Origin of the sequence: Lachnospira rogosae (ex Hitch et al. 2025) (genome assembly GCF_040096455.1) — a bacterium.
Classification (GTDB): domain Bacteria; phylum Bacillota; class Clostridia; order Lachnospirales; family Lachnospiraceae; genus Lachnospira; species Lachnospira rogosae.
Genome location: NZ_JBBMER010000002.1, coordinates 123,951 through 139,291, shown reverse-complemented (window position 1 = coordinate 139,291; position 15,341 = coordinate 123,951). Strand labels below are relative to the sequence as shown.

Below are 15,341 nucleotides of genomic sequence, written 5' to 3'. Positions count from 1 at the left end.
ATTTTATCCAGTGTTTTAGATAAATGTAATTAATGGTAACATTCAATGATTGCATTTTATCAATAACACTGGTTTTTTTATTTTAAAACATATATAATAATATTATTATGATAAAGCTTGATTTCGTGAATTGATAATTGACATTTTTTTAACATATTGCTATCATAGTGCAATACGCATAAAAGCAGGGATTGATTACGGCATAATTTAGTCAGACTTTTATTGACAATTAAATATTCACATAGTATGTAATAAGCTATTGTTATGGCTTGGCATATGTGAACAGCTTTATTAGCTCATATTAAATCAGGGAGGTTAGCAGTGAAGGACGTTAGGGTTATTGAAGTGAAAAAAAGCGTGTTTGAAAGTAACGATGAACGTGCCGCTCTTTTAAGAAAAGATTTAAAAGATAAAGGTGTATTTCTTTTAAATCTTATGTCATCACCGGGGGCAGGAAAGACAACAACTCTTACAAGAACGATTGAACAGTTGAAAGATGACTTAAGAATAGGCGTTATGGAGGCTGATATTGATTCAGATGTTGATGCAATAACAATTGCTGATACAGGTGCTAAAGCAATACAGCTTCATACTGGTGGAATGTGTCATCTTGATGCTGATATGACAAGACAGGGAATTGATGAGCTTGACGATAGTGATATTGATCTGGTAGTTCTTGAGAATGTCGGAAATCTTGTCTGTCCGGCGGAGTTTGATACAGGTGCGGTAAAGAATGTTATGATTCTTTCGGTACCAGAGGGTGATGATAAACCGCTTAAATATCCCCTTATGTTTTCAGTGTGTGATGTTGTGCTTATCAATAAGATTGATGTTATGGAATATTTTGATTTTGATATTGAACAGTGCAGGGAATATATCAGAAGAAGAAATCCTGATGCTAAGGTAATACCTGTCAGTGCCAAGACAGGTGAAGGAATATTAGAATGGACAGACTGGTTAAAGAACCAGGTTATTGAATGGAAAGAAGCATAATCATAATGAGCATAATTATTTAACGTGAGCAACGAAGATAAAAGCCTTTATAAGGTGGAAAGGACAATTTATGGGTAAAGAAGAATTTAAAAATCCTCATCCGGAACTTCCGGTAAGAGAGCCAATACTTAAGCTTGGCAAGATGATAACAGACAGAGTGCCAATTAAGCTTGGCTTTGAAAAATTAACAGCAGATAGTCCGGAATACTGGGGACTTGCACCAATATGTACAGATGAACAGGCCAATATAGCATTAAAAATGGGTGTCCGTAAGCCTAAGACACTTAAGCAGATGGTGCAGATTACAGGAATGGACGAGAAAGAACTTGAAAAGCAGCTTGAGCAGATGTCTTTTAATGGTCTTTTGGAATATAACTGGGAAAACCCACAGCACGAGAAGCAGTATGTTCTTCCAATGTTCGTACCAGGAAGTGCTGAATTTACTAATATGAATTCCACAGTTCTTGAAGAACATCCAGAGATGGGACGTTTTTTTGAGAGAATGAGCCGTCTTCCATTGGAAAAGATTACTCCTATGGTGCCACCAGGGGGTGCAGGAATTGGTATGCACGTTATTCCGGTAGAGAAAGCTATTGATATGAATAACGAGGCAATATCTTTAGAGAAGATATCATACTGGCTTGATAAGTATGATGGCAAATATGCAGCAAGCCCATGTTCATGCCGTAAGTCAAGAAAGACTTATGATGAAGGCTGTGCAGATGATCCAGAGGATTGGTGTATAGCTGTTGGTGATATGGCTGATTATGTTGTTGAAACAGGCAAGGGCGGTCATTATATCACTAAGGAAGAAGCACTTGAGATATTCAAGAAGGCTGAAGACAATGGTTTTGTTCACCAGATTACTAATATTGACGGACAGGACAAGATATTTGCTATATGTAACTGTAATGTTAATGTCTGTTATGCACTTAGAACATCGCAGTTATTTAACACACCTAATATGTCACGTTCGGCATATGTTGCCAAGGTAACTAAAGAGAACTGTGTAGCCTGTGGCAAGTGTGTTGAATACTGTCCGGCAGGAGCTGTAAAGCTTGGACAGAAGTTATGTACTAAGGACGGAAGCGAGATTAAGTATCCTAAAATGCCACTTCCATCAGAGCAGAAGTGGGGACCACATATGTGGACAGAAGATTACAGGGATAAGAACCGTATCAATTGTTATGATACAGGTACAGCACCTTGTAAGACAGCCTGTCCAGCACATATAGCTGTTCAGGGTTACCTTAAGATGGCAGCTCAGGGAAGATACAAGGATGCACTTGCACTTATTAAGAAGGATAATCCATTCCCAGCAGTATGTGGACATGTATGTAACAGAAGATGTGAGGATGCCTGTACAAGAGGAACAATAGATGAAGCTATTGCAATAGATGAAGTTAAGAAGTTTATTGCAATGCAGGATTTAAAGGCAGATACACGTTATATACCAGAACCAGTAGTTCCGGCAACTAAGGGATATTTTGATGAGAAGATTGCTATTATTGGTGGTGGTCCTGCCGGACTTTCGTGTGCATTCTATCTTGCACAGAAGGGTTACAAGCCAACTGTATTTGAGAAGAATAAGAAGGCTGGTGGTATGCTTGTATATGGTATTCCATCATTTAAGCTTGAAAAAGATGTTGTTGAGGCTGAGATAGATGTTATGCGACAGATGGGCGTTGACATTAAGACAGGTGTTGAAGTTGGTAAGGACATCACTATTGATGAATTAAAGAAGCAGGGTTATAAAGCATTTTATATAGCAATAGGCTGTCAGGGTTCAAGAAAAGCAGGAGTTGCAGGCGAAGATGCCAAGGGCGTTATGTCAGCAGTTGACTTCTTAAAAGAGGCTGGAAGCACACACGAATTCCCACTTGAAGGTGATGTTGTTGTAATCGGTGGTGGTAATGTTGCTATTGACGTTGCAAGAACAAGCACAAGAGTTGGTGATTACAATGTATCTATGTTCTGTCTTGAGGACAGAGCTAATATGCCAGCTTCAGAAGAAGAAATAGAAGAGGCTGTAGAAGAAGGCGTTAAGCTTGACTGTGGCTGGGGTCCTAAGGAAATCCTTACAGAAAATGGAAAGGTTACAGGAATTGTCCTTAAGAGATGTACATCAGTTAAGGATGCAGATGGAAGATTTAATCCTCAGTATGATGAGAATGATACTAAGACAGTTAAGTGCAGTCACGTATTCTTAAGTATAGGCCAGACAACAATCTGGGGCGATTTATTAAAAGGCACAAAGGTTGAGATAGATGGCGTAAGAGTTAAAGCTGACAAGCTTACATACCAGACAACAGATCCAGATGTATTTATCGGTGGAGATGTATACACAGGACCAAGATTTGCTATTGATGCAATTGCGGCTGGTAAAGAAGCTGCTATATCAATCCACAGATATGTACAGCCACACAGCTCACTTACAATAGGACGTAACAGAAGGGATTTCATAGAACTTGACAAGAATAACATCAAGGTAGAAAGCTATGATAATTCTTCAAGACAGATACCTGGAACAGATAATTCATTTGACCATAAGAAGTCATTCAGAGATGCTAAGCTTACATTTACAGAAGAACAGGTTAAAGCAGAGACAGCAAGATGTTTAGGCTGTGGTGCTTCTGTAGTAGACCCTAACAAATGTATTGGCTGTGGTATATGCACAACTAAGTGTGAATTCGATGCAATACACCTTAACAGGGATTTACCAGAATGTAGTACAATGAGAAAGAGTGAAGACAAGCTTAAGTATATACTTCCTTATGGAGCTAAGCAGGCTATAAAGATTAAGTTTAAGAAGAAATAAACAACCTTATAGCTGGATAACAGATAATGATAATTAGTAATAATTATATTAAGCTATAGTAATAATGACATAAGGATAATTTCCTATGTAGATAAGAACAACTGCAATATAATCAGGCTGTACAGCCTTTGCGGCTTTTGGCAGCGATTGTATTGTGGTTGTTCTATTTCTATCCTATAGTGTATTATGGTATAGATAGAAAAATCACAGAGAAAGGAGCAATTACCTCAATGCACGAATTAGGCGTAGTATTTCACATAATAGACGATTTAAAAGAAGTAGCCGCGAATAATGAAATATCCGAGATAACTAAAGTTGTATTAGAACTTGGCGAAGTATCCACCGTAATAGACTCATACCTTACAGACTGCTGGAAATGGGCGGTAAAGAAGGAAGATTTATTAAAGAATTCTGAGCTTGTTATAGAGAAGATAAATGCAGTTACTTACTGTGAGGACTGCAAGGCTGAATATGAAACGGTAAAATATGGAAAGATATGTCCTGAATGTGGAAGTACACATACATATCTTTTGCAGGGAAGTGAATTTAACATCAAAGAAATAGAGGCGTGTTGACATTTTTAGCTGGTAATATTATGATTAAACAGATTGAGATTATAAGAAAATAATATATTATGCTATAATAAGATATGTTATGCTGATTAATGGCGGAATTTATATCGGTTAAATAGATTGTTTTCTTAGGATATAGAAAGGATTACTACTATGAGTAAGGAATTGGAAAAGAACTACAATCCCTCAGAGATAGAGGACAGATTGTACCAGAAGTGGCTCGATAAGAAATATTTTCACGCAGAAGTAAACAGGGATAAGAAACCATTTACTATTGTAATGCCACCACCTAATATTACAGGAAAGCTGCATATGGGTCACGCACTTGATAATACAATGCAGGATATTATTATTCGTTTTAAGAGAATGCAGGGATATGAAGCATTATGGGTGCCAGGAACTGACCACGCAAGTATTTCGACAGAAGTAAAGGTTACCAATGCCTTAAAAGAAGAAGGAATTGACAAGCACGAGCTTGGAAGAGAAGGCTTTCTTAAAAGAACATGGGAATGGAAGAAAGAATATGGCGGAACTATCACAAGCCAGTTAAAGAAGATTGGTTCATCTTGTGACTGGGACAGAGAAAGATTTACAATGGATGATGGCTGTTCTAAGGCGGTTCTTGAAGTATTCTGCAAGTTATATGAAAAAGGTCTTATATACAAGGGCTCAAGAATTGTAAACTGGTGTCCTGTATGTAACACATCTATATCAGATGCAGAGGTTGAACACGAGGAGCAGGCAGGACATTTCTGGCATATCAATTATCCTGTAGTTGGTGAAGAAGGAAGATATGTAGAGATAGCTACTACTCGTCCAGAGACACTTCTTGGTGATTCGGCACTTGCTGTTAATCCGGATGATGAAAGATATACAGATCTTATTGGAAAGGAAGTATACCTTCCACTTACAGATAGAAAGATACCTGTTATCGCAGACAGCTATGTTGATAAGGAATTCGGAACTGGTGTTGTTAAGATTACTCCGGCTCACGATCCTAACGATTTTGAGGTTGGTAAAAGACATAACCTTCCAGAGATTAACATACTTAATGATGATGCTACAATTAACAATCTTGGCGGAAAGTATGCCGGTATGGACAGATACGAAGCAAGAAAAGCTATGGTAGCTGACCTTGATGCACAGGGACTTTTGGTTAAGGTTGAAGACCACGTTCATAATGTTGGTACACACGATAGATGTAAGACAACAGTTGAGCCTATGATTAAACAGCAGTGGTTCGTTAAGATGGATGAGCTTATCAAGCCAGCAGTTGAAGGCGTTAAGAATGGTGATATTGAACTTGTTCCAGCTTCTATGGATAAGACATATTTTAACTGGACTGATAACATAAGAGACTGGTGTATATCAAGACAGTTATGGTGGGGACACAGAATACCTGCTTACTACTGTAAGGATTGTGGTGAGATGGTAGTATCTAAGGATAAGGTATGTACATGTCCTAAGTGTAAAAGCTCTAATATGGAACAGGATCCAGATACACTTGATACTTGGTTTTCATCAGCACTCTGGCCTTTCTCAACACTTGGCTGGCCGGATAATACACCTGAGCTTGATTACTTCTATCCTACAGATGTACTTGTAACAGGATATGACATTATATTCTTCTGGGTTATCAGAATGATATTCTCAGGATATGAGCAGATGGGTAAGAAGCCATTTGGCAAGGTATTATTCCACGGACTTGTAAGAGATTCACAGGGACGTAAGATGAGTAAGTCACTTGGAAATGGTATAGACCCACTTGAAGTTATTGATAAGTACGGTGCAGATGCTTTAAGATATACACTTATCACAGGTAATGCACCTGGTAATGATATGCGTTTCTACTGGGAAAGAGTTGAGGCAAGCCGTAACTTTGCCAATAAAGTATGGAATGCTTCAAGATTCATAATGATGAATGACCCAGACAACAAGATAAAGGCTACAGATGAGAAGCCGGCTAATCTTACAGCGGCAGATAAGTGGATATTATCAAAGATGAATTCACTTATTAAAGAAGTTACAGATAATATGGAAAAGTACGACCTTGGTATAGCAGTTGCCAAGCTTAACGACTTTATCTGGGAAGAATTCTGTGACTGGTATATAGAGATGGTTAAACCACGTCTTTACAATGACGAGGATACAACTAAGACAGCAGCTATATGGACATTAAAGAAGGTTCTTATAGATGCACTTAAGCTTCTTCATCCATATATGCCATTTATCACTGAAGAAATATTCTGTAATATTCAGGATGAGGAAGAGTCTATTATGATAAGTTCATGGCCTGTATACACAGAAGATAATAACTATTCACAAGATGAAAATGCCATCGAAACAATTAAGACAGCAGTCCGCAATATAAGAAATTTAAGAGCTGAAATGAATGTTGCACCAAGTCGTAAAGCACTTGTATATATTGTTTCAGAGAATGAGAATGTTAGAAATATATTCGCTAATGGTAAAGTATTCTTTGCGACATTAGGTTATGCGAGTGAAGTTGTAATCCAGTCTGATAAGTCTGGTATTCCAGAAGATGCAGTATCAACAGTTATTCCAGATGCAGTTATCTATATTCCATTTGCAGAGCTTGTTGATATTGATAAGGAAATCGAGAGATTAAAGAAAGAAGAAGATAAGCTTCATAAGGAAATCAGCCGTTGCAATGGTATGCTTAATAATGAGAAGTTCACATCTAAAGCACCACAGGCTAAGATAGATGAAGAAAAAGCTAAATTAGAGAAATATTCTAATATGCTTGCACAGGTTGAAGAAAGACTTGCAACACTTTCTAAATAGCTGATAGTTAAAGTTATATGTGTTTTCTGCTGGGAAAGATTAATGCAATACCCAGCTGGAAATACATAAAAGCAATAGACCAGAATATATAATTATGGAGGACAAAAGTTATGGCAGATAATTTAATGAGAAAACTCCCATTTACACGTTTTGCTATGGAGATGAGAAGTGGCAAGATAATTGAGATTGATGAAGGTTTTGTTAAAATGCTTGGCTACACAGAAGAAGATATGAAAAATGGTCTTGTGTTCAAGGATATTGTGCCGGATATTGACTATGAGGGCATAATAACAGAGCTTCGAGAGACATTTATTGATCAGAGATATGCCTGCTATGAGCATTATTTTCAGACTAAGACAGGTAAGAAGATAAGAGTTGTTGTATTCATAAGAATAGAGAATAAGCTTCTTGAAGGACACAGAGTATTACGTGTAAGTGTAGGTAATATTTCGGATCTTAAATAACTGTTGGTATATGTGTAAATATTATTTAAGAGTGGAGAACAATAATGAGTAACTTACTAGATGTCATTCGTAAGAATATTGAATTTGTAGGTATATCACTTCTTCTTATGATTATAGTATTTGTGATTGCAAGGGCAAGTGAAGTGCTTATTGAGAAAAGAAACGGAGTTAAATTCGCTTCAAAGAATACGAAAGTTAATAAAACAGTTATTATGGCTATGCTGTCAGCAATAGCAGTTATTCTTATGTACTTTGATTTTCCTATTCCAATTATAGCTCCGGGCTTTTATAAGATTGATTTCAGCGAAGTGCCTGTGCTTATAGGTTCATTTATGCTTGGACCTTGTGCAGGAGTCGTTATAGAAGCAGTTAAGGTAATACTTCATTTCTGTATGAAAGGAACTACAACAGCATTTGTTGGCGATTTTGCTAACTTCATACTTGGCTGTATGTATGTTGTGCCGGCTTCTATAATTTATCACATTAAAAAGACAAGAAAGATGGCTGTAGTATCACTTGCAATAGGTGGAATAATACTTGTAATAGCTGGTATGGCACTTAATGCGTGGTATCTGCTTCCTAAGTATTCAGAACTTTACGGTCTTCCTATGGATACATTGATTGCTATGGGAACAAAGGTTAATGCTTCAATTAAAGATGTATTCTCATTTGTCGCATTGGCGGTTGCACCATTTAATGTGATTAAAGCTGTTATTGACGGCGTTATAACAGTTGTGTTATACAAGTATTTAAGTCATCAGTTAAAAGCCTGATGATGAATAATAGATTTTAACAGGGACATAATATTATATGAATATAAGCGTATATACCATTATTAATGATACCATTATCAATGGCTGTATACGCTTATATTGGTTTATTTCATAAATATAATATTATGCGGCAGGCATAAGAATGGAGGATTTATGTCTAAGTTAAAATGGTTCATTATCGGAGCTATGATGGTTACAGTTATGGCAGTTCTTGTTGGCTGTGGAGCAAAGAATGACTCTGAAAGCGGGAGTAATTCTGGTTCAGGAAATAATAACAAGAGTACAGTAGAAAATCTTATGACAGAAGCAGCCACAGGAGCAAAAGAGATGATGACAGAAGCGGCAACTGGTGCAAAAGAGATGATGTCAACAGCAGAAAATGGAATGAAGGAAATCGCAACAGAGATTTCATCAGCATTCCACGAATAATAAATACGGTGTCAAAAAGTCCAGCAGACGTGTAATCAGCATTATAAATGTCGGTCTCTGGACTTTTTTGCGTTGTAAATAGTTGTTAGTTTTGATATACTAATTAAAAATTGTATAAGGGAGAATTATACCAGTGAAGGATGGATATATAAGAGCTGCGGCAATGACACCCAAGATAAAGGTTGCAGATTGCCGTTATAATACAGAGCAGATTAAAGAACTTATCACTAAAGCATATGATAATAAAGCTGCAATTGTAAGCTTTCCTGAATTGTGTATTACAGGATATACTTGCAATGATTTGTTCTTACAGGATACATTGATAGATGAAGCATATAATTCATTGATTGATTTAAAGAAATATACCGGACAGTATGAAGGAATGGCTGTTGTTGTCGGACTTCCATATATGTATATGGGAAAGCTTTATAATGTGGCGGCAGTGCTTATGAATGGACATATTATTGGACTTGTGCCTAAGATGAATATACCTAATTATGCGGAATTCTACGAGAGAAGACAATTTAAAGAAGGCTTTAAGGGCAATGTGTCTGTTAATATAGATGGAGAAGATGTTGATTTTGGTGGAAGCCTGATATGTCAGTTTGGAAGCAGTAATAAAGTTAAACTTGCAATTGAGATATGTGAAGATTTGTGGACACCAGCACCACCAAGCATAAGACACGCACTTAACGGAGCGACAATTATTGTCAATCTTTCTGCAAGCAATGAGACTATAGGAAAGTCAGCTTACAGAAGGGAGCTTGTTAAAGGACAGTCGGCAAGACTTGTATGCGGATACATTTATTCAACAGCAGGTGATGGAGAGTCGACACAGGATATAGTATTCGGTGCACATAATCTAATATGCGAGAATGGCACAGTGCTTGCAGAGGCTAAGAAGTTCACCAATGAAGCAGTGTATGCGGATATTGATGTTGACAGAATATGTTCGGAAAGAAGAAGAATGTCTACATTTGATGTGAATGTAGATGAAAATATGAAGGAAGCATATAAATATGTTACCTGCCCTGAATTAAAAAAACGTACTTTGGAATTAAAAAGATATTTTGATAAAGCACCATTTGTTCCAGATGATAAGAAGGAAAGAGATGCAAGATGTGAGGAAATACTTGACATACAGACATATGGACTAAAAAAAAGGTTAGAGCATACTAACTGTAAGAGTGCAGTTATAGGAATATCAGGGGGACTTGATTCAACACTTGCACTTCTTGTAACTGTAAGGGCATTTGATATTCTTAATCTTGACAGAAATGGAATTAACTGTATTACGATGCCTTGCTTTGGAACAACTGACAGAACATATAATAATGCAGTTAAGATGACAGAAAAGCTTGGCTGTACATTAAGAGAGATTAATATAAAGAAGTCTGTAAGACAGCATTTTGAAGATATCGGACATAATGAAGATGTTCATAATGTAACATATGAGAATGGACAGGCAAGAGAGAGAACACAGATCCTTATGGATATTGCCAACCAGACTAACGGAATGGTAATAGGAACAGGTGATATGTCAGAACTTGCATTAGGCTGGGCAACTTACAACGGCGACCATATGTCAATGTATGGAGTTAATGCTTCTGTTCCAAAGACACTTGTAAGACATCTTGTAAGATATTATGCTGATACCTGTGCTAATAAAGAATTATCAGAGGTGCTTATTGACGTATTAGATACACCTGTAAGTCCAGAGCTTCTTCCACCTAATGAAGATGGAACAATACATCAGAAGACAGAAGATCTTGTAGGTCCATACGAACTTCACGATTTTTTTATGTATCATATGTTAAGGTTTGGAGTCGGACCAGAAAAGTTATTCAGAATAGCTAATATTGCATTTGCAAATGATTATAGCCCTGCTGTAATATACAAATGGTTAAGAACATTTACCTGGAGATTTTTTGCACAGCAGTTCAAGCGTTCCTGCCTGCCAGACGGACCAAAGGTCGGTTCGGTTGCAGTATCTCCAAGAGGAGATTTAAGAATGCCAAGTGATGCAAGTCCTGCTGCATGGATGGAAAAGCTTGACAGAATTAAAGAAGCTAATGGCTTTGAATAATATTTAATAATATATATAAATATTAATAATCAAATAATCAGGAGGATTAAAAATGGCTGGCAATAACAATACAAAGAATGACAGCACACAGAAGATAGTTACAAAATACGATAAGAAGATGGCTAAAAGAAAGGCTGAACAAAGAAAACAGGAAAGAGAAAGCTTTATATTTAAGGTTGTAGGAATTGGCGTTCTTGCTGGAATAGTATTAGCTTTAGTAATAACATTGGGAACAAGATATTCAAGAATACATAACAAGTTTATAAAAGTTGATTCAGAGAATATAAGCCAGATAGAATTTGATATGTATTATAATATTTCTAAAAATGCACTGTTATCACAGACATTTTACGGAAATACGACAATGGCAGACTATTTCTCTTATATGGGATATAAAAGCTCTGAGAATGATAAGTCACAGACTAATTCACAGACAGGTGGAACATGGTATGCTTATTTTGCGGATAATGCAGTTAATACAATTAAGGAAACTAAGGCATTATTAAAGGATGCTGCTGACAATAATTACGAATACACAACAGCAGATGAGGATTACAACAAGCTTGTAGAACAGGCTGAAAGTGCCGCTGCCGCCGCATCATTAGATGAAAAGGCATATTATAAGCAGAACTTTGGTAATTATGCTACCAAGAAGAATATAAAGAGCTATTTAATGGAATATCTTAAGGCAGATGCTTATAGAACAGAACTTACAGACAGCTTAAAGGCTACAGATGATGAAGTTAAACAGTATTATGAAGAACATAAGGATACATATGATCAGGTTGATTATCGTGAATTTACAATAAAAGCTGTAGATACAACTGACGGTGAGATGCAGGCAGCCAAGGCAAAGGCAGATGAGTTTGCGGCAGGAGCTGTGAGCGAGCAGGCATTTAATGATTTATGTAAGAGATATGCAGATGATGGTGACACTAAATATGATGACATCAATGGTTCGCTCTTTAGCAAGGTAGTAAGTTCTAATATGGACACAGGAACATCAGACTGGCTTCTTTCAGATGACAGAAAGGCTGGAGATGTAACAGTTATAGAGAATTCATCATCAGGCTGTTATTATGTACTGTATTTTATTAATAAGTCATATGATGGTTCATCAGATGAAACAATTGCGTCAAATGTACTTAACAACAAATATTCAGAATATATTTCTAATATAACTGACAGTATGCAGGTGGATATATATAACAGATTTTAGTTAAGTATATCAGATTTTGATTAAGTATATTAGATTTTAATTAAATTGAATATGCGTAAGACAATATAAAATATAAGACAATGTAAAAGGTGTAATATCCTTGCATTTAAGAAATACTGTTGTAATCAGATGATTGGATTGACCTTATATGAGGGGAGGTTCTATGTTTAATACGATATGTATAGCGTGTATTATAATTGGAATTCTTATTCCATTTTGTAGTATAGTGCTTAATTTGTTTGATGGATTTGTTGATTTTATATCAATAGATATATTTCAGTTAGAATTCGGCTCTGATATGGTTCTTGATTTTCTGCCATTTTCAATTAACAGCCTGTGTTTATGGGCGTTAGTATTTGGTTGTACAGGAATGATATTTAATGGAAAGCTTTCTGAACCGGCTCTTATTGTGATTGGCATTGTGGCAGGCTACATATGTGCTGTTATATTACAGTCAATTATTAAAAGACTGAAAAAGGTTGAGAATTTTGCCGCAGAGAAGAGTGAAATATTGTTAAGCAGGGGAACAGTGAGTAATGCAATTCCCAAAGGTGGTGTCGGGGCTGTGAGCATATTATTAAGCACAGGCTCAAATGTCACATATCCTGCCAAGGCAGAAGATGGTGAGCCTATTAAGCAGGATAAAGAAGTTAATATCTTAAGATTTGATGGTGATTATATAATAGTAGAGAGCACATCACGTCTTGAAGATAAATATTCTGGCAGATAAGCCAGAAGCCGGAATGGCAGAATGGAGGTTTATATGGGATATGGCACAGAGTCAAGTCTATTTGGCATTGTAGCTGCAGTACTGGGAATTGTATTAATTCTCACAGTTGTACTTAGAATGTGGAAAAAAGTACCACAGGACAAGGCAGGAGTTGTAACTGGTATGAAGAAAAGGGTCATCACCGGTGGTGGTGGACTTGTAATTCCAGTATTTGAAAGAATTGATTATATTTCGCTTGGAAATATACCGCTCAGTGTTGCGACACGAAGCAGTCTTTCAAGCCAGGGTGTACCAATTAGTGTAATTACAACAGCGGTTATCAAAGTAAGAAATGAAAAGAACAGTATTCTTACAGCAATTGAACAGTTTACGGGACGTAACGAGAAAGAGATTATTGATAACATTCAGGGTACAGCAATAGCAGTTCTTGAAGGTAAGCTTCGAGAGATTATTGCAACTATGACAGTTGAGGAGCTTTATCAGAAGAGAGAAGAATTCTCTTCAAGGGTACAGGAAGTTGTAGGTACAGAGCTTGGCAATATGGGTCTTGAGGTTAAGAACTTCACTATCACAGATATATCTGATGAGAACGGATATATCAAGGCACTTGGTGATGGTATGATTGCCCAGAGAAAGAAAGATGCTGAAATCCAGAAGGCAGAAGCTGCAAGAGATATGCAGATTAAGACTTCACAGGCACGTCAGGAAGGTGAGTCAGCCAAGTTAAAGGCAGAGGCAGATATAGCTCAGGCGGCTAAGGATAAGGCAGTCCTTGAAGCCAATTATATGCAGGAACAGCAGACAGCACAGGCTAAAGCAGAATTAGCACACGATATCCAGTCTAATATTACACAGAAAGATGTAATACAGGCACAGATGGATGCAGAGCTTCTTAAACAGCAAAGACAAAAAGAGATTGCAGAAGCACAGATTCAGGTTCAGATTGCATCAGAGCAGAAGAATATAGAACTTGCACAGAAGCAGGCTGAAAGAACTAAAGAGAGTTTAAGGGTTACTATAGTTGAACCAGCTAATGCTGAGAAGGCAAAACAGATGGCAGATGCAGATGCAGAAAAGTACCGTCAGATTGCACAGGCACAGGCGAGAGCTGAGTCCAAGAAAGTTGAAGCACAGGCAGAAGCAGAAGCGATTGCAATTAAGGCACAAGCAGAAGCAGACGCTATTGCTAAGACAGGTATAGCAGAGGCTGAGGCAACTAAAGCCAAAGGTATAGCAGAAGCTGAAGCTATGGAGAAGAAGGCAGAAGCTTATGAGAAGTATGGTCAGGCAGCTATGATGGAAATGCTTGTAAAGGTACTTCCACAGATGGCAGAACAGGTAGCTAAGCCGCTTCAGAGCATAGATAAGGTTACAATTATTGACAGCACAGATAGTTCTAATGGCTCTGGTGTAGGACAGATGGGCGGTTATGTTCCATCGGTGCTTGCAAAGACAATAGAATCTATTAAAGAAACAACAGGCTTTGATATAACAGATGTTATGAAAGCTAATACAATACAGGCAAAGACAGACAGAAACATATCTGTTGATGGTGTAGACGGAGTTTCTAATATTACTATAAACAATGACAAATCAGAGTTGTCAAATTAATTTAAAATAGTATAATTGATTATCAAAAGAGGTGGACGTAAAAGGTGCACCTCTTTTGTATTTGTATAACATATAAAGAATTGAAAGGATAATCTATGAGAAAGAAATATATTTTATTTGATTTGGACGGAACACTTACAGATTCAAGTGAGGGAATAACAAAGAGTGTGCAGTATGCACTTGATAAGCTTGGGATAACAGAGAATGACGAGGCAGTGCTTAAAAGATATATAGGACCTCCGCTTGATGAAAGCTTTGCTAAATTTCACGGCTTAAGTAGAGAGGATGCGTTAAAGGCGGTTAATTATTACAGGGAAAGATATAAAGATACAGGAATATATGAGAACAGATTATTTGATGGAATAAAAGAACTGTTAAGCAGTTTAAAGAAAGAAGGTTACATAACAGCACTTGCAACATGTAAGCCTGAAATATATGTTCCTACGATACTTAAGTATTTTGATATAGAGCAATATTTTGATATAGCTGTAGGAAGTGAATTAGAGGGCGGTGCAAGAAGACATAAGGATGATGTGATTAATGAGGTATTTAACCAGATTATAAAGCTAAATAAAGCTGATAACGCGGATATTACTAATGCTTCGGATACAACAAATGTATCAGATACAGCAGATATTTTAAATGATATCAAGGCTGATTCAATTATGATTGGTGACAGAAAAGATGATATTCTTGGAGCTAAGAACTGCGGAATAGAGTCTATCGGTGTCAGATATGGATTTGCTGAAGAAAATGAGCTTGAGAATGCAGGAGCAGATTACATAGTTGAGAATGTGCAGGATATTATTACTACACTTGATGAAATGTAAATGATATATAT

Annotated in this window: 12 protein-coding genes; all 12 read left to right on the top strand. The window is 36.9% G+C overall.

Annotation, left to right across the window (positions count from 1 at the left end; genetic code table 11):
• Window positions 1–321 precede the first annotated feature (321 nt).
• The 12 genes from hypB to WMO14_RS02970 all read left to right on the top strand — a co-directional run bounded on the left by hypB (window position 322) and on the right by WMO14_RS02970 (window position 15,330).
• Entirely contained in the window at window positions 322–993 is a 672-nt protein-coding gene (gene hypB, locus WMO14_RS03025; protein ID WP_349153239.1) for a hydrogenase nickel incorporation protein HypB, read from the top strand.
• A gap of 70 nt (window positions 994–1,063) precedes the next feature.
• Window positions 1,064–3,811, top strand: a complete 2,748-nt coding sequence (locus tag WMO14_RS03020) for an FAD-dependent oxidoreductase (protein WP_022502135.1) — start codon at window positions 1,064–1,066, stop codon at window positions 3,809–3,811.
• A gap of 230 nt (window positions 3,812–4,041) precedes the next feature.
• Window positions 4,042–4,386 carry a hydrogenase maturation nickel metallochaperone HypA gene (locus tag WMO14_RS03015; protein WP_055306085.1) on the top strand — a complete coding sequence of 115 codons (345 nt, stop codon included), beginning with the start codon at window positions 4,042–4,044 and terminating at the stop codon, window positions 4,384–4,386.
• A gap of 150 nt (window positions 4,387–4,536) precedes the next feature.
• Entirely contained in the window at window positions 4,537–7,188 is a 2,652-nt protein-coding gene (locus WMO14_RS03010) for a valine--tRNA ligase (RefSeq protein ID WP_055174197.1), read from the top strand.
• 110 nt (window positions 7,189–7,298) lie between these two features.
• On the top strand, window positions 7,299–7,652 hold the full coding sequence (locus WMO14_RS03005) for a PAS domain-containing protein (RefSeq protein ID WP_022502132.1): 354 nt from the start codon (window positions 7,299–7,301) through the stop codon (window positions 7,650–7,652).
• A 44-nt stretch (window positions 7,653–7,696) separates the two neighbouring features.
• Window positions 7,697–8,425, top strand: coding sequence for an ECF transporter S component (locus WMO14_RS03000; protein ID WP_022502131.1), 729 nt, complete (start codon window positions 7,697–7,699; stop codon window positions 8,423–8,425).
• A gap of 153 nt (window positions 8,426–8,578) precedes the next feature.
• Window positions 8,579–8,854, top strand: a complete 276-nt coding sequence (locus tag WMO14_RS02995; protein WP_022502130.1) for a hypothetical protein — start codon at window positions 8,579–8,581, stop codon at window positions 8,852–8,854.
• Window positions 8,855–8,987: 133 nt separating this feature from the next.
• Complete coding sequence (locus WMO14_RS02990) at window positions 8,988–10,940, top strand: NAD(+) synthase (protein WP_055174199.1); 1,953 nt, start codon at window positions 8,988–8,990, stop codon at window positions 10,938–10,940.
• A 52-nt stretch (window positions 10,941–10,992) separates the two neighbouring features.
• Complete coding sequence (locus WMO14_RS02985; protein ID WP_055306082.1) at window positions 10,993–12,159, top strand: peptidylprolyl isomerase; 1,167 nt, start codon at window positions 10,993–10,995, stop codon at window positions 12,157–12,159.
• 163 nt (window positions 12,160–12,322) lie between these two features.
• Window positions 12,323–12,889: a hypothetical protein gene (locus WMO14_RS02980; RefSeq protein WP_022502127.1), complete on the top strand. Its 567-nt coding sequence runs from the start codon at window positions 12,323–12,325 to the stop codon at window positions 12,887–12,889.
• A gap of 33 nt (window positions 12,890–12,922) precedes the next feature.
• A complete protein-coding gene (locus tag WMO14_RS02975; protein ID WP_022502126.1) occupies window positions 12,923–14,500 on the top strand; it encodes a flotillin family protein in 1,578 nt (525 codons plus the stop codon).
• Window positions 14,501–14,595: 95 nt separating this feature from the next.
• Window positions 14,596–15,330: an HAD hydrolase-like protein gene (locus tag WMO14_RS02970; protein WP_055174202.1), complete on the top strand. Its 735-nt coding sequence runs from the start codon at window positions 14,596–14,598 to the stop codon at window positions 15,328–15,330.
• Window positions 15,331–15,341 lie beyond the last annotated feature (11 nt).